This is a genomic window from Dyella sp. ASV21 (assembly GCF_016428975.1).
In the GTDB taxonomy this organism is placed as follows: Bacteria; Pseudomonadota; Gammaproteobacteria; order Xanthomonadales; family Rhodanobacteraceae; genus Dyella.
In genome coordinates, this window is sequence record NZ_JAELTT010000380.1 from 1 (window position 1) to 308 (window position 308).

Consider the following 308-nt stretch of genomic DNA (forward strand, 5'->3'; position numbering starts at 1 on the left):
CGGTAATCCCCCCGTTTTCCACGGGGCTCAGAAGTAGAAACTAAGCGGCCATGGCCAGCCGTTGCTTTGGTGTAAATCCGCCCAGGGCCATGTTCGGGCGGTCGTGATTGTACGTCCACATCCAGTCGGTCGCGAAACGCTGCACGTGATCCAGGTCTTCCCAGTGGTACTGCGACAGCCATTCGTATCGCACGGTCCGGTTAAAGCGCTCAACATAGGCATTCTGCTGGGGCTTGCCTGGTTGGATATAGTCGAGTTTGATGCCGTATTGCCGAGCCCATTCGGTGATTGCCGCACTTAGGTATTCC

General features: G+C 56.5%; 1 protein-coding gene. It reads right to left on the bottom strand.

Going from position 1 to position 308, the window contains the following annotated elements:
- Window positions 1–40: 40 nt before the first annotated feature.
- Window positions 41–308: integrase core domain-containing protein (locus JHD67_RS21985; RefSeq protein ID WP_199101227.1), on the bottom strand; the 268-nt coding region annotated here is incomplete at its 5' end.